This is a genomic window from Pseudomonas sp., assembly GCF_033723075.1.
GTDB lineage: Bacteria > Pseudomonadota > Gammaproteobacteria > Pseudomonadales > Pseudomonadaceae > Aquipseudomonas.
The window spans coordinates 1-17689 of record NZ_JAWVXU010000002.1; the positions used below are offsets into that span (position 1 = coordinate 1).

Here is a 17689-nt window from a genome sequence, read left to right on the forward strand (position 1 = left end):
AGTGGTTGCGCACCGTAGGGTGCGCCGCGCGCACCGAATACCCTGATCATCCAGAGTCCGATCATGCACCCCGTCACCCTGGTGCGCACGGCGCCCCCTACGACGGTTGAGCGCAGCGATAGCCATCGCTGCCTGGCCCAAAACCAATCATCGCGCGCGGCCACCCACGACGCTGAATGGCTGCGGGTGCGATGGTGCGGGGTGGCGCTTTCCTCGTCGGGCCTATCTGCCGCCCTTGGCCGGTTTGCCGCCGAAGCTCGGCACCTTGCGCACGGCCTTGACCGCGGGGGCGGCGGGTTCGTCGCTTTCCAGCCAGCGGCCGAGGCTGCCGCCTTTGCCGCCGCCGACCACTTTCGGCTTCTTGGCTTTCTTCGGTTTCTTCACTACCTGGCCGCCGGGCAGGGTCTGCGGCACGCGGTGGTCGGGGATGAAACCCGGCTCGTCGATGCGTTGCAGCACCTGCTGGGTCAGGGTCTCGATGGCCGCCAGCAGCTCCACCTCGTCGGCGCAGACCAGCGACACCGCCTGGCCCGTGGCGCCGGCACGACCGGTGCGGCCGATGCGGTGCACGTAGTCTTCGGCGACGGTCGGCAGGTCGAAGTTGACCACCAGCGGCATGTCGTCGATGTCCAGGCCGCGGGCCGCCACGTCGGTGGCCACCAGCACCTTGACCTCGCCATCCTTGAAGCGTTGCAGGGCGCGCTGGCGGGTGGCCTGGGGCTTGTCGCCGTGAATCGCATCGGCGCTGATGCCGTGACGCTGCAGCTCGCCTTCCAGCTCGTCGACGCCCTTGCGGGTCTTGACGAACACCAGGGCCTGACTCCAGCGCTTGCTCTGGTACAGGTGCAGGAACAGCTCGCTTTTGCGCTTCTTGTCCACCGGCGTCAGCCACTGCTTGACCGACTTGGCCGCCGCGTTGCGCGGGCTGACCGAGATGCTCAGCGGGTCGTGCAGCATCTCGCTGGCCATGTCACGAATGGCTTCGGAGAAGGTTGCGGAGAACAGCAGGGTCTGGCGCTTCTTCGGCAGCGCGGCGAACACGTCCTGCAGCTCGCGGGCAAAACCCAGGTCGAGCATGCGGTCGGCCTCGTCCAGCACCAGCACCTGCAGCTGGTTGAACTTGACCGCGTTCTGCCGGTACAGGTCGAGCAGGCGTCCGGGGGTGGCGACCAACACGTCGAGGCCCTTGCGCAGCTTCATCATCTGCGGGTTGATGCTGACCCCGCCATACACCGCATAGCTGCGCAGTGGCAGGTTCTGGCCGTAGGTCAGAAAGCTCTGCTGCACCTGCTCGGCCAGTTCGCGGGTCGGCACCAGCACCAGGGCGCGCACCGAGTTGCTGGTCACCTGCGGGCCTTCCATCATCAGCCGTTGCAACAGCGGCAGGGCGAAGCCGGCGGTCTTGCCGGTGCCGGTCTGCGCCGCGGCCATCAGGTCTTGGCCCTTGAGGATCGGCGGGATGGCCTGGGCCTGCACCGGGGTGGGGGTGGCATAGCCGAGGCCGTCGAGGGTGCGCAGCAGGGGCTCGATCAGGCCGAGGGAAACGAAGCTCATGAGGGTAACCAGTACTGGGAGTCTAATAGGCGAATGCGCGCAGTTTACCCTGCCCGGGGCCGGTGATCGCGATTCTGTTGCACAGGGGCCGCGATTGGCTTATCACCCGGGGGACGGGTAGGGTAAGCGTCTATTATTCATGACTGAACGGAAATCGACGGACCATGCAGATGACATCGAGATACGGCTTCGGCGGGCGCGTGGCGACCTTGCTGGTCTTGGCTGCGCTGCTCAGCGGCTGCGGCATCAACAACATTCCCACCTACGACGAACAGGTCAAGGCCGCCTGGTCCCAGGTGGAGAACCAGTACCAGCGGCGTGCCGACCTGGTCCCCAACCTGGTGGAGACCGTCAAGGGCTTCGCCAAGCAGGAGCAGGAGACCCTGGTGGCGGTGATCGAGGCGCGCGCCAAGGCGACCTCCATCCAGGTCGATGCCAGCACCCTGGACCAACCGGAGAAGATGCGCCAGTTCCAGCAGGCCCAGGAACAACTGACCGGCGCCCTGAGTCGGTTGATGGCGGTTTCCGAGCGTTATCCTGACTTGAAGTCCAACCAGAACTTCCTGGCGTTGCAGTCCCAACTGGAAGGCACGGAAAACCGTATCGCCGTGGCCCGGCGCGACTTCATCACCTCGGTCGAGCGCTACAACACCGAGATCCGCACCTTTCCCGGGCGCATCTGGCATAGCCTGATGTACAGCGACATGCCGCTGCGCGAGAACTTCGAGGCGACCTCCCCGGATGCGGAAAAAGCGCCGGAAGTGAAATTCTGATGGCAGTCACGCTACGCCTGCCACTGTTCCTGCTGCTGTGCGCCTGTGCCTGGATGGCCCAGGCGCAACCCGAGTTCCCGCCGCTCAGCGGGCGGGTGGTCGATCAGGCCGAGCTGCTCGATGCGCAGACCGAAGCGCGCCTGAGCCAACTGCTGGCGGCGCACGAGCAGGCCAGCGGCGAGCAAGTGGTGGTGGTTACCCTGCCGAACCTGCAAGGCGTTGCCATCGAGGACTTCGGCTATCAGCTGGGCCGGCACTGGGGCATCGGCCAGAAGGGCGAGGACAACGGCGCATTGCTGCTGGTCGCCCGCGACGAACGCAAGCTGCGCATCGAGGTCGGTTACGGCCTCGAGGGACGCCTGACCGATGCGCAATCCTCGGTGATCATCAACCAGGTCATCACCCCGGCCTTCAAGGCCGGCGATTACGCCAAGGGCATCAGCGACGGCGTGGCGGCGATCATCCAGGTGCTCGGCGGCGAGCCACTGGCCGCCAGCCCGCCGCCCGAGGAAAAAAAGGCCAAGGCGATCCCCTTCTTCGTCCTGCTGCTGATCGTCATCGGCATGCTCGGTGGCGGACGCGGTGGCCGGCGTGGCCTGTTGCTCGGTGGGCTGTTGGCTGCCGGGCTGGGCCGCGGCGGTTCGGGCGGCGGTTTCGGCGGCGGTGGCGGATTTGGCGGTGGCGGCGGTGGTTTCGGTGGCGGCGGCGCTTCCGGCGGCTGGTAATTCAATTCAACGAGTAGACAGACCCCATGGCTTTACTGAATGAAAGCGAACAGCGCCAGGTCGCCGAGGCGATCAACGCGGTCGAGCGCGAGACCGATGCCGAACTGGTCACCGTGCTGGCGGCCCAGGCGGACGACTACACCTATATCCCGCTGCTCTGGGCCAGCCTGGTGGCGCTGCTGCTGCCCGGCGCGCTGAATTACTTTTTCGCCTGGCTGAGCGCCCAGGAGCTGCTGCTGGTGCAGTGGCTGACCTTCGCCGGCGTCAGCCTGCTGTTGCGCATCCCCGCGCTGACCAGCCGCCTGATCCCCCGGGCCGTGCGTCACTGGCGCGCCTCCAACCTGGCGCGGCGGCAGTTTCTCGAGCACAACCTGCACCACACCACCGGGGCGACCGGCATGCTGATCTTCGTCTCGGAGGCCGAGCACTATGTGGAAATCCTGGTCGACCGCGGCATTTCCAGCCGACTGCCCGACGCGACCTGGCAGGCCATAGTCGCGGACTTCACCCAGCGGGTGAAACAGGGCCAGACCCTGGAAGGCTTTCTCGGTTGCATCCAGGCCTGCGGCGAGCAGCTCAAGCAGCACGTGCCGGCCACCCACGAACGCAACGAACTGCCCAACCACCTGGTGATCCTGCCCTGAGGAGGGTGACCGCAGCATCCTGGAAGTCGTAGCCCGTTAAATATTGAACCAGATCGCCAGCTTGTAGGAGCGGCCGGGCGGCGTTCCGCTTCAGCCGCGAACCCTTCGAAGCACAGCACCGTTTCGCGGCTAAAGCCCACCGCTGCTAAATAAGCTGTCTTGGTGGGCTGAAGCCCACCCTACTTTTACTTGGCCTGCTCCAGCGGCTCAAGCTGCTTCCATAGCGCCTCGGCCTCTTCGGTCAGGCTGGCATAACCGCGGATGTCGCCGTTGCGTTGGGCATTCATCGCGTCTTCGAGCTTGGCACTGTATTGCTTGCGCAGTTTTTTGACGGGGTCGCTTTTGAACAAACCGAACATCGGGCATGCCTCGAGTGGAGGCGTTGGCGCGATAGCCAACGCTGCATCCACTCTATCGTCCGCCAGACCGGCACTCGACGGGCAATGTGTTACAAGCCAAGAAAGCAGCGGCTGGCCGGCTAGAAACCACGCAAACGCTGCAGCGCCTGGGCCATCTTGGCCGCGGGCACCTTCTGCAGGCTGCAGAGCAGCTCGTGGGAAACCCCGGCAAGGCCATGGCGCTCGCGCAACAGCGCGGCCATGAAGCAGGTCAGGTTGGCCGCCATCTCCGCATCGGCCAGCGCACGGTGGGCCTGGCCGGTGTCCGGCAGTTGTGCCCAACGGTTGAGGGTGCCGAGCTTGTGGTTGGGCGCCATCGGCAACAGGCGCCGCGCCAGCAGCAAGGAACAGGCGAACGGCTGCACCCGTTTACGCCGGATCAGCGCCAATTCGGCATCCCAGAACTTCTGGTCGAAGGAGGCGTTGTGCGCCAGCAAGGGGATGTCGCCGACGAAATCCGCCACCTCGTTCATCACCTGCGCCGCCGGCGGGGCGTTGCGCAGCATGCTGTTGCTGATTCCGGTGAGCTGCTCGATAAAGGGCGGCACCCAGGCGCCGCTGTTCATCAGGCTCTGGTAGCGCGCCACTATCTGCCCGCCTTCGACGATGACCACGCCGATCTCGGTGGCGCGCGCCTGCTGCGCCGGCGACATGCCGGTGGTTTCAAAATCGAGGACGGCTATCGGGGCTTCGAGCATTTATCGGTTTCTCAACGACTGATTACTTAACGGCCAGGAGGCTGGCCTGTGTAGGACGCGTGGGGCCGCCTAGACCGTGCGCACCACTGACAATCGGGTGTCAGGTGCGCACGGCGCACCCTACGAGCCGATGTCAGCGAAACAATAATTCCGAGACAGCACACCAGCTTCTCAGCAACGACTAGCTGCGCAACAACAGCGTGCCTTCGATCGGCACATAGCGACTGGCCGCACGGACCAGCGATTGCGCCGTCAGCCCCGGCACGCCGTAGGCCACGGCCTCGACCCCATAGCTGCTGCGGATCTTCTCCAGCAGCAGATCGAAGTCGCCATCGCCGGACGCCAACACCACCTCGTCGACCCGCGGCGCGGTGTCCATGATGTCGATGGTGATGCCCACGTCCCAGTCGCCCTTGGCCGAGCCGTCGCTACGCTGGATATAGGGCTTGAGCTTCACGGTAAAACCGAGGTTGCGCAGGATCTGCTGGAACTGCTGCTGCTTGGCGTCGCCACGGTCGATGGCATAGGCGTAGGCCTCGACTATCTGCCCGTGCTGGCTGATGTCGGCCCACAGGGCGGCGTAGTCGAAGTGGCAGCCATAGGCCTGGCGCACGGTGTAATAGAGGTTCTGTACATCGGCGAATACGGCGATTTTCTTCACCGGTAATCCTCTTTGGGGTAACAAACGCCGGCCAGTATGCCAGATCCGCCGGGCACGCTTGTCCGCATGCACAACCAGAACGCCCTGCCGTGGCCTTTGCATGCCGCGATCGGCTAGAGTGGCGCCCTGCTCACTCGACCGCGACCCCTGCCCATGAATGCGTTTCACGTCCTGCGCGATGCCTGGTTTTTCTTCAGCCACAACCTGCCGGCGATCGCCCGCCTGTGCTTGCCCCTGGTGGTACTCGAAGCGGTGGTGCAGCAGGTCGTCAGCGCCCGGGTCGGGGGCGAAGCGGCGGCAGCCTACGGCATTCTGGTCGGTCTGTTGTTCTATCCGTTGTACACCGCGGCGCTGATCCTGTTCCTCGATGCGCGCAGCCGGGGCGAGGCGCCGGTCAACCGCGACCTGCTCGCCGCCAGCCTGCGCCTGTGGCCAGGCTTTGCCCTGCTGGCGGGCCTGAGCACCCTGGCGATCATGCTCGGCGCCTCGCTGTTCGTGCTGCCGGGCCTGTGGATCATGATCAAGCTGGCATTCGCCGAGTACCTGCTGGTGCTGCGTGGACTGAGCCCGATAAAAGCCCTGCATGAGAGTTTCGAGCTGACCAGCGGTTATTTCTGGCAGATTCTCACCTGCGTGCTGTGCGTCATGCTGCCGCTGTGGCTGCTGTCCTGGGCCAGCCAGCCGGCCGAGGGCGCGCAACCGGACGTGCTGCTCAGCCTGCTGCTCGACAGCGCCAACGGCTTTCTCCAGCTGTTCGCCACTGTGGTGCTGTTTCGCCTGTTCATGCTGCGCGCTACGTTGCCGGCAGAGGAATAAATTCGAGCTAGGCTGTTAGGGGTCAATTTTCAAGGAGCCTCCCATGGCCGACGCCAACCCCAGCAGCCTGTCGCATGTATCGCTCGGCACCAACCAGTTCGACCAGGCCGTGGCCTTTTACGATCAGGTGCTGCCGACCCTGGGCTGCAAACGCATTCTCGCCCACCCCGGGGCGGTGGCCTACGGCCGCCAATACCCGGAGTTCTGGGTGCAGACACCAGTCGATGGTCAGCCGGCGACTGTCGGCAACGGCACTCACTTCGGCTTTGTCGCGCCGGACAAGGCCGCCGTGCATGCCTTCTACCAGGCCGCCCTGGACGCCGGCGCGGTCGGCGAAGGTGAACCCGGTCCGCGCGCCGAATACGGCGAACCCTATTACGGCTGCTTTGTCCGCGACCTCGACGGGCACAAGATCGAAGCGACCTACTGGGACCTGGAACAGGTCTATGAGCTGTATATCGCGCCGATCGAAGACTGAGAGGCCCGCCAACTGCGGCAGTCTGCAGGCGGCCCCAAACCTGGAGCAACCCGCGATCCGTAGGGTGTCACTCGCCGCAGGCAGTGCACCGTGGTTCGGCGGCGCGGCACAAAAGCTGGCGGGTTGTCGCTTCGCTCCGAAGCCGCCCTACCCGCAGGCAGTGCACCATTGACTCACCGGCGCGGCGCAAAGCTGGCGGGCTGTCGCTTCGCTCCGATCGGAACGCCGCCCGGACCGCCCTACGGTTCGCTCAACAATGTGGTGCAGCGTGGATCACCGCTACGACACACAATCCGGCCACGTCACCCTGGATAGGTTCACGATCGCGGCTCAAGCACGCCCGCTGCGTTGCGGCTTCATGCCGGACAGGCGCGGCAGCAGCACCCGCTCGAACAGACGCGGGAAGAAGCGCGCCAGAATGCGCGCGCGCCAGTCGACGTTGGACAGGATCAACAGCCGCTTGCGCTTGAGCGCCGCCCGATAGATGGCTTCGGCGACGTCCTGCGGCGAGGCGACCTTGCCCATTGCCAGTGGCGGCTGTGGGGCCACCGAACCGTCACCGACCAGGGCGTTCTTGCGCAGATCGGTGGCGGTAAAGCCGGGGCAGACCAGCATCACACCGACCCCGCTGTCCTTCAGTTCGTAGCGCAGGGTTTCGAACAGGCCATGCAGGGCATGTTTGCTGGCGTTGTAGGCGCTGCGGTAAAGCAACGGGGAGAAACCGGACAACGAACTGAGCACGATGATCTGCCCAGCGCGGGCAGTCAGGCTGGGTAGCGCCGCCTTGGTGCAATGCAGGGCGCCGAAGTAGTTGACCGCCATGACCCGCTGGAATACCGCCAATTCGGTGTCGGCGAAGCTGCTGCGGTGGGTGATGCCGGCATTGTTGACCAGCACGTCGATCCCGCCGAAGCGCTCGATGGCCAGGGCCACGGCACGCTGCACCGCCTCGGCATCGGCGACGTCGCAGACCAGCCCCAGCGCCTCGGCGTTGTGATGGTCGGCCAGGTGTTGCACCAGACTGTCCAGCGCCTGCTGCTGCAGATCCAGAATCACCAGGCGAGCGCCGGCCTGAGCCAGGCGCACGGCCAGAGCGCGACCGATACCGGCGCAGCCACCGGTGATCAGCACCACCTTGCGATCGAATACTTTATTGGCGAAGACCTTGCGGTACATGGTTTGCCCCCGGCTGTGCTGCTGGTACTACAGCTTGTTATGGCTACCGTCGCAACAGGGCGGCGTCTGGGTATGCTTGCAACCGCAAAAATACAGGGTGTCGCTCTGTTCGGCATGATATTTCAGCGGCGTGATACCCGTACCCTTATGGCTGCCATCGCAAAACGGCTGGCTGGCGCTACGCCCGCAACGGCACCAGAAATAGTCGTTTCCAGCCTGCACCTCGACCGCAAAGGGGCCTCGTTGGGCAATCAGCGGCTCGGTCATGCTAACTCCTCCTTTCACCATACCAATTCATACCAGCAAAGTCGGCGACACACAGCCTCATCTGCCTGTTGCCCACCCGCCTCCTGGATTTTTTCAGCATAGCCCACGCACTCCTTGCCTCCTGCGCTGCCCGTTTCGGAAGGGTGCGGTCCGATAGGCTGCCAGCCTTGCGATTGGCGATAATTTTTCGGGGTTCGGGTTCCCGCTGCCAGCAACGCTCGACTAGGCTGACAGCAGATGGCGCTGGACAATCGCTGCCGCGCATCGTCATGCTCGCACATGTGATTGTTTTATAACGACAAGACGGCCAAGCGCCGCAGCCCTGATCAATGCCCAGAATCCTCTGTCTCGCCCTTTTCGCGGCCCTCTGGGGCAGCGCGAGTCCGGCTCACAGCGCCAGCGACGGCCCGGCTTCGCCGATTCAGGTCGGCTTTTACGAGTTCCCACCCTATTCCTACAGCGACAGCCAGGGCCGCCCGCAAGGCGCGATCCTGCACCTGACCAAGCGGCTGCTGGAGCACGCCGGCTACCAGGCCGAGTTGCGTTCCTACCCGAGCGCGCGCCTGTACAACGGCCTGCGCGATGGCAGTGTGCACGTCTGGCCCGGCGCGCCCGGCAAAACGGAGCTGAGCGGACATACCCTGGAAACCCGCGCGCAGCTGGGGGGAATCGTCCTCAACCTGTATTTTCGCCGCGACACCCTGCTGCCGCGCATTCCCGAAGACCTGCAAGGCCGCGGAATCATCATGATCAATGGCTACAGCTATTGGCCGCAGACCAATGCACTGCTCAACGATCCGCTCCTGGCGATCCGCCAACACCGCACCACCAGTCACGGCGCCGCCCTGGAAATGCTCCAGCGCCGCCGCGCCGACTTCCTGCTGGACTACCAGCTCCCTGTGGAGCAGTCCCGACGGCGCCTGGGCATGAGCGAGCTGCCCTATGTTCAGTTGCAACGCGTGCCCTTGAAGCTGATCGTCTCGCGCCACGCCCCCGACGCCGAAGTCCTGCGCGATGCACTGGAGCGGGCCTATGAGCGCTTGCAGGCCGCCGGCGAGGACCTGAGCCTGGATTGAGACCCTCGCTATCGACCTGCCGCTTTTGTCGGCGCGGCCGGGCGGCGTTTCTCTTCAGCCGCGAAGCTCTTGCTGTGCCCGCGCCGCCGCCGAGGCGATGTCTGACTTATTTGCGCGGTTTGGCCCGTGCGGTGGGCTCGGCGATCAGTGGGTCGTCCGGCCAGTAGTGCTTGGGATAGCGGCCCTTGAGGTCCTTCTTCACCTCGGCGTAGGTGCTGCGCCAGAAGTTGCCCAGGTCCTGGGTCACCTGCACCGGCCGCCGCGCCGGCGACAGCAGGTGCAGCTTGACCACTTGCCGGCCGCCGGCGATGCGCGGCGTCTCGGCCAGGCCGAACAGCTCCTGCAGACGCACCGCCAACACCGGCGGCTGCTCGCTGTAATCCAGGCCGATGCGCGAACCTGACGGCACCTGCAGACTGCGCGGCGCCAGTTCCTCGAGGCGCTGCGGCAGCGGCCAGGGCAACAGGTTCTTCAACAGACCGGACAGATCCAGATTGGCGAAATGGCTGAGGCGCTTGACCTTGCCCAGGTAGGGTTGCAGCCAGCCTTCCAGGCTGGCGAGCAGCGCCGCGTCGCTGACATCCGGCCACTCGCTGACGCCCTTGGCGGCCAGATCCAGCGCACGCAGCAGGGCCACGCGCGCCTGCCACTGACGCAGCTCCGGGGTCCAGGGCAGCAGTTTCAGGCCCTTGCGCCGCACCAGGCCGAGCAAGGCGCGGCTGCGCGCGGCTTCATCCAGGCCGGTCAACGGCTCGCGCTCGAGCACCAACTCGCCGACCTTGCGCTGGCGTTCGGCGCGCAGCACGCCTTCGCGTTCGTCCCAGTCCAGCTCCTCGTGCACGCTGACCTGCTCGGCCAGCACCGTCTCGAACAACTGCGGATCGAGGTCGGCGGCCAGGTAGATGCGTTCCTCGCGCTGGCCCTGGCGGCTGCCGAGGTCGGCCAGCACCAGCCATTCATGCTTCATCAGCGCATCGGCCTCGGCGAACAGCGCCGCACGACCGTTGGCCAGGCGGTATTCGGCGCCGCCCGCGCGGCGCTGTTGGGCCACCCGGTCGGGGTAGGCGAACGCCAGCAGGGCGCCGAGCCAGCGCGGATGTTCGGGGTCGGTAACCGGAGTGCTTACTGGGGTGCGCTTGAGATAGCCCTGGAACTGCCGGGCCAACTGCCGGGCCCGCTGCACCCCGCCCTGGCTGCCACGGGCGGCCTTGCTCGCGCCGCCGAGCAAGGCAATGCGGCTGTGCAAATCGGCGCCCGCGCCTCTCAGAATGTCACGTTCGCCGAGCAAGGCGGCCAGGTCGCAGGCCAGCGCCCCCAGGCCCAACGCCTGGCCACGCAGCAGCAGGTGGGCGATGCGCGGGTGCGCCGGCAATTCGGCCATGGCCTGACCGTGGGCCGTCAGCCCCCCGCGCTGATCCAGCGCGCCGAGCCGGGTCAGCAGATCCGTGGCCTGGGCATAGGCCGCGGCCGGTGGCGGGTCGAGCCAGGCCAACTCGGCCGGGGTCACGCCCCAGCGCGCCAGTTGCAGAGCCAGACCGGCCAGGTCGGCCTGGAGGATTTCCGCCGTGGCATAGGCCCCGAGCTGCTCGTGCTGGTGTTGCGACCACAGGCGATAACAACTGCCCGGCTGCAGGCGCCCGGCACGACCGGCGCGCTGGGTGGCGCTGGCACGGGAAACCCGCTGGGTATCCAGGCGCGTCATGCCGCTGCCCGGATCGAAGCGCGGCACCCGCGCCAGGCCGGCGTCCACCACCACGCGCACGCCGTCGATGGTCAGGCTGGTCTCGGCGATATTGGTCGCCAAGACCACCTTGCGCTTGCCGGCGGGCGCCGGTTCGATGGCCGAGCGCTGGGCGCTCAGGTCCAGCTCGCCATGCAGCGGGCACAGCAGGATCTCGCTGCGTCCGGCCAGGGCCTCGGTCAACTGCTCGTTGACCCGGCGGATCTCCGCCTGCCCTGGGAGAAATACCAGCAGGCTGCCCGGTTCGTCGGCCAGGGCCTGCAACACCGTCTGCACCACCCTGGGCTCGAGCCACTCGCCGACCTGATAGGGCGCGCCCCAGCGCAGCTCCACCGGGAACATGCGCCCCTCGCTGCGCAGTACCGGCGCATCGTCGAGCAGCGCGGCCAGTTTCTCGCCTTCCAGGGTCGCCGACATCAGCAGCACCTTGAGCGCCGGTTCGCCCGAGTCCTCGCCGCGAAACATGCTGCGGCCGTTGAGGCACAGGGCCAGAGCCAGGTCGGCATCCAGGCTGCGCTCGTGGAATTCGTCGAAGATCACCAGGCCGACCCCTTCCAGCGCCGGGTCGTCCTGCAAACGGCGGGCGAGAATGCCCTCGGTGACCACCTCGATGCGGGTGCGCGGGCCGACCTTGCTGTCCAGGCGGATGCGGTAGCCGACGGTCTCGCCGACCGCCTCGCCCAGCTCGCTGGCCAGGCGTTCGGCGGCGGCACGCGCGGCCAGACGGCGCGGTTCGAGCATGATGATGCGTTGCCCGGCCAGCCAGGGTTCGTCCAGCAGCGCCAGCGGCACACGGGTGGTCTTGCCGGCGCCGGGCGGGGCCTCCAGCACCGCCTCGTGACGGTCGGCCAGGGCTTGGCGCAGCGCGGGTAACAGGACGTCGATAGGCAAGGAATTCATGAAGGCTCCAATCTGGCCGGCGATTATAGCGGCGAACCGCCGCCCGCCTCTGCAGGTCTTAACCTGACCACATCAATGCGCAGCAGTTTTGCCACAGCCGGCTTGCTATAGTTGCGCCACTTTTGTCTGGAGGTATGCCATGCGCACCCAATACCGCGTTATCGGCGGTGCTCTCGCCGTCACCCTGTTCACCCAATTGAGCGCCTGCGGCACCCTGTTCTTCCCCGATCGGCGCGGCCAGATCGAAGGCCGGATAGACCCGGTGGTGGCGGCGCTGAATGCCGTCGGCATCCTGTTTTACGTGATCCCCGGCCTGATCGCCTTCGGCATCGACTTCGCCACCGGCGCCATCTACCTGCCGAACGGGCAAAGCGCCCAGGTCGATCCGCAAGAATTGCACAAGGCTGTGGATGCCGAGGGCAAGATCGACCACGCCCGCCTCAAGGTCCTGATCGAGCAGCACACCGGCCACAGCCTGCCGCTCGACGACCCGCGGCTGATCCACAGCAGCGCCAGCGCCGAACAACTGGCGGCCTACGGTCTGCGTCCGGCCGCCTGAGCCTGACCCACCACGCCCCCGGCCTGGCCCTCCCGGTCAGGCCTGATAGCGAGAGCAAGATCCTGTGACCATACTTCCGCAGCATGCCCGCCTGATGCGCCAGGCCACCTTCGCGGCGCTGGCCGTGGCCTTGACCCTGGCCCTGGCCAAAGCCATCGCCTGGTGGTTGAGCGGCTCGGTCAGCTTGCTGGCCGGCCTCACCGACTCGCTGCTGGATGGCGCCGCCTCCCTGCTCAATCTGATCGCCGTGCACTACGCCTTGCGCCCGGCAGACGAAGACCATCGCTACGGACACGGCAAGGCCGAGGCCCTGGCCGGGCTTGGCCAGGCGCTGTTTATCGGCGTCAGTGCGGTGGTGGTCGCCGCGCATGGCGTGGATCGCCTGCTCAACCCGCAGCCGCTCGGCGCTGCAACCCTGGGCGTGGCGGTGATGCTGCTGTCGCTGGCGCTGACCGCCGCCTTGCTGCTGTTCCAGCGCCATGTGGTGCGCCAGACCGGCTCCACCGCGATCCGCGCCGACTCGCTGCACTACCGCTCCGACCTGCTGCTCAACGCCAGCATCCTGCTCGCGCTGCTGCTGGCCAGCTTCGGCTGGCCGCAACTGGATGCGCTGTTCGGCATCGGCATTGCCTTCTTCATCCTCTGGAGCGCCCTGAGCATCGCCCGCGAGGCATCGGCCGTGCTGATGGACAAGGAGCTGGCGCCGGAGCTCAGCGAACGCATGCACCTGCTGGCCTGCGGCATACCCGGCGTGCTTGGCGTGCATGACCTGCGCACGCGCATGTCCGGCACCCACTGGTTCGTCCAGCTGCACGTGGAGTTGCCTGGAGAACTGAGCCTGATGCAGGCCCATGAACTGTGCGAGCAGGTGGAATACGCGATTCGCGCCGAATTCTCCCGCGCCGAAGTGCTGGTGCATGCCGATCCACTCGAGCCGACCACCCCTTGATGAGCGTCGCGGTTGCGGCAAGACGTCCGTCTGTTGCGCGCCCCGGCTGCCCCTGCGCTACGGTGCTGGATAGCGTCACAACCGTGAAACGACCACCTGGCTGACGGCCAAGCGCTCCGCGAAACGCATTTCACGCATAGGCTGAGAGGGCGTATCAGCCTTGTGGACCCGGCCCCATGAAGAAGCCCAGCCTCGAGACGCTTTACCGCGAGCATCAGCCCGACGCCATCGAAAAGCACCTGAACAGCAAGAACAAGCCGCAAACCATCTCCGATGCCGTACTCGGCGCAATAGACGGTTGCGTCACCACCTTTGTCATCGTCGCCGGCGCCGTCGAGGCCTGATTTTCGGCCTCGGTCGCGCTGATCATGGGCTTCGCCAACCTGTTTGCCGATGGTTTCAGCATGGCCGTCAGCAACTACGAAGCGATCAAGGCCCAACGCGAGTTCCGCGAACAGGTCCGGCGCATGGAAGAGGAATACATCGACCGGGTGCCCGCCGGTGAGCTCGAAAAAATCCGCCAGGTGTTCTACCGCAAGGGCTTCAGCGGCGCCATTCTCGAGGAGATCGTCACCACCATCAGCCAGGATCGCCAGCTCTGGGTTGAAACCATGCGCATCGAAGAACACGGTCTGCAGAGCGTCGAGCTGGATCCCGCGCGCTCGGCCGCCGTGACCTTTACCACCTTCCTGATCGCCGGCGCCATCCCGCTGTTGCCGCTGTTTTTCACCAGCCTGGGCATCCAGCGCCAGTTCTTCCTGAGCACGGCCCTGGCCGCAGCAGCGTTCTTTTCCATCGGCATGTTGAAGAGCCTGGTATTTGCCAAGCCCGTTCTGCGCGCCGGTTTTGGCACCCTGCTCACCGGCGGTACGGCGGCCTCCCTGGCGTACCTGACCGGCTATCTGCTGCGTTACGTGTTCGGCATCGAATGATGCGATGCCTGAACATCGCCCAGAAAAAAGGGAGACCTGGCGGTCTCCCTTTTTTCTTGCCTGGGGCAAGTGTCCGCTACTGGCAATTCTGTTGCCGCTTTCGTCGCCCGCCTGGTTGGGCAGTGCGGACCCGGGTGCCGTGACGACCTGGTTAGGCCGGCGGCGCCGGTTCGCCTGATTGGACGAGCCGGGTGGACATGTCGTCCGGGCCGTGAAACTGAGGTAAAGATTACAGATACAGGCGCAGCAAAAGATTGCGAACACTGCTGATTATCTTGCCACTTGCGCAATTTTTAACTAACAGCGCATGATTATCAGCATTCAAATAATCAAAGCGCACCAAACATGACCAGACTCGACCGCTACGACCTGAACATTCTCGCCGAACTGCAGCGCGACGCCACCCTGTCCAACCAGGATCTGGCCGAGCGCATTGGCCTGTCGCCCTCGCCCTGTTCGCGGCGGGTCAAACAACTGGAGGACGACGGCTACATCCTCGGCCAGGTCGCCCTGCTGGATCGCAAGAAGCTCGGCCTGACCCTCACCGCCTATGTCCTGATCGGCATGGACAAACACACCCCCGAGCGTTTCGAGCACTTTCAGGAGATGATCCGTCAATGCCCGGAGGTGCTGGAATGCAGCCTGGTCACCGGCATGGATGCCGACTACCAGCTCAAGGTGGTGGTGCCGGACATGGACCATTACCAACAATTCCTGCTCGGCACCCTGACCCGCATCGAGGGCGTCTCCAGCGTGCGCTCGAGCTTCGTCCTGCAACAGATCCTCTCCAGCACCCAGCTGCCGCTGCAGCACCTGCGCCACTGACCGGCACTTACCGACGGTCGCTGACAAACCAGGCCGCACGGGTATAATCGCCGGCGTTTAGCTGTGCCTTGTGCGGCCCGCCATAAAGAGCCTTGCGCTCAGACAATAACAATCGCCCTGCCCACCTCCTGCCCGTTCTGGCGGCACAGCCTCGTTTTGCCAAAGAGGTCACGATGGATCCGCAAGTATTCGAAGAGTTGATGATGACCGTGCTGGTCGGCGGCCTGGTGCTGTTCATGGCGTTCATCGTCTGGGACCTGGCGAAGAAGTCCAAGGCCGGACGCTTCGGCACCATGATCCTGTTCCTCGCCCTGGGCCTGGGCGTGCTCGGTTTTGTCATCAAGACCGTGGTGATCGCCGGGATGGAAGGCATCTGAGCGGTCGCTGAAAACGGCCCGCGCCGAGGTCGCCCTACTGCCGTGAGCAATCCACGATCCGTAGGGTGTCACTCGCCGCAGGCAGTGCACCATTGATAATCGGTGCGGCAAAAGGCTGGCGGGTTGTCGCTTCGCTCCGAAGCCGCCCTACCCGCAGGCACTTCACATGGATGATCGGCGCGACATAAAAGCTGGCGGGTTGTCGCTGCGCTCCGAAGCCGCCCTACCCTCCCGGGTCACCTTACGAACGGATCGTCTCGAAAAAAACACGCCCTACAAGCGCGCCTCGACCTCTTTCCATTCGCCGGGTTGCAGGCCGTCCAGGCTCCAGGGGCCGATGCGCACGCGCACCAGACGCAGGGTCGGCAGGCCCACCGCCGCGGTCATGCGCCTGACCTGACGGTTGCGCCCTTCGCGGATCACCAGCTCCAGCCAGGCGGTCGGCACGCTCTTGCGAAAACGCACCGGCGGGTTGCGCGGCCATAACGGTGGCTCATCCAGCACGCGCGCCTCGGCCGGCAGGGTCGGCCCGTCGTTCAGCTCGACGCCCGCGCGCAGGCGCTGCAGCTGCTCGGACGTCGGCGCGCCTTCCACCTGCACCCAATAGGTTTTCGCCAGTTTGTGCTTGGGATCGGCGATGCGCGCCTGCAGGCCACCGTCATTGGTCAGCAGCAGCAAGCCCTCGCTGTCGCGATCCAGGCGCCCGGCCGGATAGACCCCGGGCACCGCGACGAAGTCCTTGAGGGTGGCGCGGCCCTGCTCATCGTTGAACTGGGTCAGGACATCGAAGGGCTTGTTCAGCAGCAGCAAGCGCGGCTCGGCTGGCGGCGCCTTGGCCACCCGGCGGATGGCGGGCTTGCCGGCGGAGCGCGAGGGCGTGGCGGAACGGGGCGGGCGCGGCATGCAGGCTCCGGGAACAGAAAACGGGGTGGCCAGTGTAACCGAGGCCACCCTTGGGCCATCAACCGGACTTATGGGCGACGCCTTTGCGTGCACGGGCGGCTATGCTGGCAAGGCTCTGCTTTCCATGACCGAGGGAACCCGCATGAACGCCTCCGATTCCATACTCGACAGCTTCACCGGCTGGGCCGCCAAGGCGCCCGGTGCGCCCCTCGAACCGCACAGCTATGACCCTGGCCCGCTGGGCAGCGAGGAGGTCGAGGTGGCGGTCGAGTACTGCGGCATCTGCCATTCCGACCAGTCGATGATCGACAACGAATGGGGCAACGCCCGCTATCCGTTCATCCCCGGCCACGAAGTGGTCGGCCGCATCGTGCGTCTCGGCGAGCAGGTGCGCGGCCTCGAACTCGGCCAGCGGGTCGGTATCGGCTGGTACAAGGGCAGCTGCATGCACTGCCACTCCTGCATGGAAGGCGCGCACCAGCTCTGCGGTTCGGTAAAGCCGACCATCGTCGGCAGCAACGGCGGTTTCGCCGACCGCCTGCGCAGCCACTGGGCCTGGGCCGTGCCGCTGCCGGAGGGACTCGACCCGAGCCTGGTCGGCCCGCTGTTCTGTGCCGGCTCGACAGTGTTCAGCCCGCTGCTGGAGTTCAACGTCAAACCCACCGACAAGGTCGGCGTGGTCGGCATCGGCGGCCTGGGTCATTTGGCCCTGGGCTTTCTCAACGCCTGGGGTTGCGAGGTCACCGCCTTCACCTCGTCGCTGAACAAGCAGGAAGAGGCCAAGCGCCTGGGCGCGCACAAGGTCGTCGCCTCGACCGACAGCGCGGCGCTCAAGGCGATTGCCGGCAGCCTGGATTTCCTCCTGGTCACCGCCAGCGCCGACCTCGACTGGAACGCGCTGATCGGCACCCTCGGTGGCAAGGGCCGCCTGCACTTCGTCGGCATAGTGCCGAGCGCCATCCCGGTGCATGTGTTCAACCTGATCCCGCGCCAGCGCAGCCTGTCCGGCTCACCGGTGGGCTCACCCGCGAACATGGCGACCATGCTGGAATTCTGCGCCCGTCACCAGATCCTGCCGCAGGTCGAGCTCTTCCCCATGAGCAGGGTCAACGACGCCATCGCCCACCTGCGTGCAGGCAAGGCGCGCTACCGGGTGGTGCTGGACGCCAGCAAGTAAGTAACCCCTGAATGAAAAAGCCCGAGGCTCGCACCTCGGGCTTTTTCATTCAGGCGACCT

21 protein-coding genes are annotated in these 17689 nt (G+C 65.7%); 13 read left to right on the top strand and 8 right to left on the bottom strand.

Going from position 1 to position 17689, the window contains the following annotated elements; all coding sequences use genetic code 11:
* Window positions 1-222 precede the first annotated feature (222 nt).
* The gene (locus tag R3355_RS02625) at window positions 223-1554 is read right to left on the bottom strand and encodes a DEAD/DEAH box helicase (RefSeq protein ID WP_318959939.1); all 1332 of its coding nucleotides are present in this window, start codon (window positions 1552-1554) and stop codon (window positions 223-225) included.
* A gap of 170 nt (window positions 1555-1724) precedes the next feature.
* Here R3355_RS02625 and R3355_RS02630 point away from each other — a divergent pair, with 170 nt between their 5' ends.
* Genes R3355_RS02630 through R3355_RS02640 form a run of 3 tightly spaced genes read left to right on the top strand, consistent with a single transcriptional unit; the run spans window position 1725 to window position 3696 of the window.
* Complete coding sequence (locus R3355_RS02630) at window positions 1725-2327, top strand: LemA family protein (protein ID WP_318959940.1); 603 nt, start codon at window positions 1725-1727, stop codon at window positions 2325-2327.
* Window positions 2327-3052: a TPM domain-containing protein gene (locus R3355_RS02635; protein WP_318959941.1), complete on the top strand. Its 726-nt coding sequence runs from the start codon at window positions 2327-2329 to the stop codon at window positions 3050-3052. The genes R3355_RS02630 and R3355_RS02635 overlap by 1 nt, the downstream gene beginning before the upstream one ends.
* A gap of 26 nt (window positions 3053-3078) precedes the next feature.
* Window positions 3079-3696 (top strand): TPM domain-containing protein, encoded by a 618-nt coding sequence (locus tag R3355_RS02640; RefSeq protein WP_318959942.1) that lies wholly within the window; start codon window positions 3079-3081, stop codon window positions 3694-3696.
* A gap of 185 nt (window positions 3697-3881) precedes the next feature.
* On the opposite strand, the gene R3355_RS02645 is transcribed toward R3355_RS02640, so the two are convergent.
* The 3 genes from R3355_RS02645 to R3355_RS02655 all read right to left on the bottom strand — a co-directional run bounded on the left by R3355_RS02645 (window position 3882) and on the right by R3355_RS02655 (window position 5453).
* On the bottom strand, window positions 3882-4055 hold the full coding sequence (locus R3355_RS02645) for a DUF6435 family protein (RefSeq protein ID WP_318950284.1): 174 nt from the start codon (window positions 4053-4055) through the stop codon (window positions 3882-3884).
* 119 nt (window positions 4056-4174) lie between these two features.
* On the bottom strand, window positions 4175-4792 hold the full coding sequence (locus R3355_RS02650; RefSeq protein WP_318959943.1) for a 3'-5' exonuclease: 618 nt from the start codon (window positions 4790-4792) through the stop codon (window positions 4175-4177).
* 181 nt (window positions 4793-4973) lie between these two features.
* Window positions 4974-5453, bottom strand: coding sequence for an NYN domain-containing protein (locus R3355_RS02655; protein WP_318950288.1), 480 nt, complete (start codon window positions 5451-5453; stop codon window positions 4974-4976).
* Window positions 5454-5606: 153 nt separating this feature from the next.
* Between R3355_RS02655 and R3355_RS02660 the strand changes: the two genes are divergently transcribed.
* Window positions 5607-6269 (top strand): YciC family protein, encoded by a 663-nt coding sequence (locus R3355_RS02660; protein WP_318959944.1) that lies wholly within the window; start codon window positions 5607-5609, stop codon window positions 6267-6269.
* A gap of 43 nt (window positions 6270-6312) precedes the next feature.
* Entirely contained in the window at window positions 6313-6747 is a 435-nt protein-coding gene (locus R3355_RS02665) for a VOC family protein (protein ID WP_318959945.1), read from the top strand.
* Between the two features lie 330 nt (window positions 6748-7077).
* Here R3355_RS02665 and R3355_RS02670 read toward each other — a convergent pair whose 3' ends face one another.
* Window positions 7078-7923: an SDR family oxidoreductase gene (locus tag R3355_RS02670; RefSeq protein ID WP_318959946.1), complete on the bottom strand. Its 846-nt coding sequence runs from the start codon at window positions 7921-7923 to the stop codon at window positions 7078-7080.
* A gap of 27 nt (window positions 7924-7950) precedes the next feature.
* Window positions 7951-8190, bottom strand: a complete 240-nt coding sequence (locus R3355_RS02675; RefSeq protein WP_318959947.1) for a CDGSH iron-sulfur domain-containing protein — start codon at window positions 8188-8190, stop codon at window positions 7951-7953.
* Window positions 8191-8519: 329 nt separating this feature from the next.
* On the opposite strand from R3355_RS02675, the gene R3355_RS02680 reads away from it, so the two are divergent.
* Window positions 8520-9266, top strand: a complete 747-nt coding sequence (locus R3355_RS02680; protein ID WP_318959948.1) for a transporter substrate-binding domain-containing protein — start codon at window positions 8520-8522, stop codon at window positions 9264-9266.
* Window positions 9267-9372: 106 nt separating this feature from the next.
* Here R3355_RS02680 and hrpB read toward each other — a convergent pair whose 3' ends face one another.
* Window positions 9373-11907, bottom strand: coding sequence for an ATP-dependent helicase HrpB (hrpB, locus tag R3355_RS02685; protein ID WP_318959949.1), 2535 nt, complete (start codon window positions 11905-11907; stop codon window positions 9373-9375).
* A 139-nt stretch (window positions 11908-12046) separates the two neighbouring features.
* Between hrpB and R3355_RS02690 the strand changes: the two genes are divergently transcribed.
* The 6 genes from R3355_RS02690 (at window position 12047) to R3355_RS02715 (ending at window position 15549) form a co-directional block, all read left to right on the top strand.
* Window positions 12047-12466, top strand: a complete 420-nt coding sequence (locus R3355_RS02690) for a polyribonucleotide nucleotidyltransferase (protein ID WP_318959950.1) — start codon at window positions 12047-12049, stop codon at window positions 12464-12466.
* 94 nt (window positions 12467-12560) lie between these two features.
* Complete coding sequence (locus R3355_RS02695) at window positions 12561-13415, top strand: cation diffusion facilitator family transporter (protein WP_318960197.1); 855 nt, start codon at window positions 12561-12563, stop codon at window positions 13413-13415.
* Window positions 13416-13591: 176 nt separating this feature from the next.
* Window positions 13592-13759 carry a hypothetical protein gene (locus tag R3355_RS02700; protein WP_318959951.1) on the top strand — a complete coding sequence of 56 codons (168 nt, stop codon included), beginning with the start codon at window positions 13592-13594 and terminating at the stop codon, window positions 13757-13759.
* 18 nt (window positions 13760-13777) lie between these two features.
* Window positions 13778-14347 (top strand): VIT1/CCC1 transporter family protein, encoded by a 570-nt coding sequence (locus R3355_RS02705; protein WP_413243478.1) that lies wholly within the window; start codon window positions 13778-13780, stop codon window positions 14345-14347.
* A 345-nt stretch (window positions 14348-14692) separates the two neighbouring features.
* The gene (locus R3355_RS02710; RefSeq protein WP_318950304.1) at window positions 14693-15172 is read left to right on the top strand and encodes an Lrp/AsnC family transcriptional regulator; all 480 of its coding nucleotides are present in this window, start codon (window positions 14693-14695) and stop codon (window positions 15170-15172) included.
* Window positions 15173-15345: 173 nt separating this feature from the next.
* The gene (locus R3355_RS02715) at window positions 15346-15549 is read left to right on the top strand and encodes a DUF2788 domain-containing protein (RefSeq protein ID WP_172150161.1); all 204 of its coding nucleotides are present in this window, start codon (window positions 15346-15348) and stop codon (window positions 15547-15549) included.
* Between the two features lie 273 nt (window positions 15550-15822).
* On the opposite strand, the gene R3355_RS02720 is transcribed toward R3355_RS02715, so the two are convergent.
* Entirely contained in the window at window positions 15823-16389 is a 567-nt protein-coding gene (locus R3355_RS02720; RefSeq protein WP_318960199.1) for a pseudouridine synthase, read from the bottom strand.
* 205 nt (window positions 16390-16594) lie between these two features.
* On the opposite strand from R3355_RS02720, the gene ahr reads away from it, so the two are divergent.
* Window positions 16595-17629: an NADPH-dependent aldehyde reductase Ahr gene (gene ahr / locus R3355_RS02725; RefSeq protein WP_318959952.1), complete on the top strand. Its 1035-nt coding sequence runs from the start codon at window positions 16595-16597 to the stop codon at window positions 17627-17629.
* Window positions 17630-17689 lie beyond the last annotated feature (60 nt).

Bases quoted from the DNA above. Each gene is read 5' to 3' on its own strand.
- R3355_RS02680 (WP_318959948.1), top strand. From the start codon at position 8,520: ATGCCCAGAATCCTCTGTCTCGCCCTTTTCGCGGCCCTCTGGGGCAGC.
- hrpB (WP_318959949.1), bottom strand. From the start codon at position 11,907: ATGAATTCCTTGCCTATCGACGTCCTGTTACCCGCGCTGCGCCAAGCC.
- R3355_RS02660 (WP_318959944.1), top strand. From the start codon at position 5,607: ATGAATGCGTTTCACGTCCTGCGCGATGCCTGGTTTTTCTTCAGCCAC.
- R3355_RS02640 (WP_318959942.1), top strand. From the start codon at position 3,079: ATGGCTTTACTGAATGAAAGCGAACAGCGCCAGGTCGCCGAGGCGATC.
- R3355_RS02715 (WP_172150161.1), top strand. From the start codon at position 15,346: ATGGATCCGCAAGTATTCGAAGAGTTGATGATGACCGTGCTGGTCGGC.
- R3355_RS02670 (WP_318959946.1), bottom strand. From the start codon at position 7,923: ATGTACCGCAAGGTCTTCGCCAATAAAGTATTCGATCGCAAGGTGGTG.
- R3355_RS02645 (WP_318950284.1), bottom strand. From the start codon at position 4,055: ATGTTCGGTTTGTTCAAAAGCGACCCCGTCAAAAAACTGCGCAAGCAA.
- R3355_RS02700 (WP_318959951.1), top strand. From the start codon at position 13,592: ATGAAGAAGCCCAGCCTCGAGACGCTTTACCGCGAGCATCAGCCCGAC.
- R3355_RS02665 (WP_318959945.1), top strand. From the start codon at position 6,313: ATGGCCGACGCCAACCCCAGCAGCCTGTCGCATGTATCGCTCGGCACC.
- R3355_RS02695 (WP_318960197.1), top strand. From the start codon at position 12,561: ATGCGCCAGGCCACCTTCGCGGCGCTGGCCGTGGCCTTGACCCTGGCC.
- R3355_RS02675 (WP_318959947.1), bottom strand. From the start codon at position 8,190: ATGACCGAGCCGCTGATTGCCCAACGAGGCCCCTTTGCGGTCGAGGTG.
- R3355_RS02690 (WP_318959950.1), top strand. From the start codon at position 12,047: ATGCGCACCCAATACCGCGTTATCGGCGGTGCTCTCGCCGTCACCCTG.
- R3355_RS02630 (WP_318959940.1), top strand. From the start codon at position 1,725: ATGACATCGAGATACGGCTTCGGCGGGCGCGTGGCGACCTTGCTGGTC.
- R3355_RS02650 (WP_318959943.1), bottom strand. From the start codon at position 4,792: ATGCTCGAAGCCCCGATAGCCGTCCTCGATTTTGAAACCACCGGCATG.
- R3355_RS02625 (WP_318959939.1), bottom strand. From the start codon at position 1,554: ATGAGCTTCGTTTCCCTCGGCCTGATCGAGCCCCTGCTGCGCACCCTC.
- R3355_RS02635 (WP_318959941.1), top strand. From the start codon at position 2,327: ATGGCAGTCACGCTACGCCTGCCACTGTTCCTGCTGCTGTGCGCCTGT.
- ahr (WP_318959952.1), top strand. From the start codon at position 16,595: ATGAACGCCTCCGATTCCATACTCGACAGCTTCACCGGCTGGGCCGCC.
- R3355_RS02710 (WP_318950304.1), top strand. From the start codon at position 14,693: ATGACCAGACTCGACCGCTACGACCTGAACATTCTCGCCGAACTGCAG.